Annotated in this window: 1 protein-coding gene; it reads left to right on the top strand. The window is 66.8% G+C overall.

Features of this window, described 5'->3' with window-relative positions; genetic code table 11:
- Nucleotides 1-570: AAA family ATPase (locus tag HC031_RS32280; protein WP_167929242.1), on the top strand; the 570-nt coding region annotated here is incomplete at both ends.

Here is a 570-nt window from a genome sequence, read left to right on the forward strand (position 1 = left end):
GGTCGACGACGAGCAGATCGCCGAGGTGCTGGCGAACTGGACCGGCATCCCGGTCTACAAGCTCACCGAGGAGGAGACCTCCCGGCTGCTGCGCATGGAGGACGAGCTGCACAAGCGGATCGTCGGCCAGGAGGACGCGGTCAAGGCGGTGTCCAAGGCGATCCGGCGGACCCGGGCCGGCCTCAAGGACCCGAAGCGGCCGTCGGGCTCGTTCATCTTCGCCGGCCCGTCCGGTGTGGGTAAGACCGAGCTGTCCAAGGCCCTGGCGGAGTTCCTGTTCGGCAGCGAGGACGCGCTCATCCAGCTGGACATGAGCGAGTTCCACGACCGGTACACCGTGTCGCGGCTGGTGGGTGCCCCTCCGGGGTACGTCGGCTACGACGAGGGTGGTCAGCTGACGGAGAAGGTGCGGCGGCGGCCGTTCTCGGTGGTGCTGTTCGACGAGATCGAGAAGGCCCACCCGGACGTGTTCAACACGCTGCTGCAGATCCTGGAGGACGGTCGGCTCACCGACGGTCAGGGCCGCATCGTGGACTTCAAGAACACGGTGATCATCCTGACCACCAACCT

The sequence above is a fragment of the Planosporangium thailandense genome (genome assembly GCF_011947195.1).
GTDB classification, from domain to species: Bacteria; Actinomycetota; Actinomycetes; order Mycobacteriales; family Micromonosporaceae; genus Planosporangium; species Planosporangium thailandense.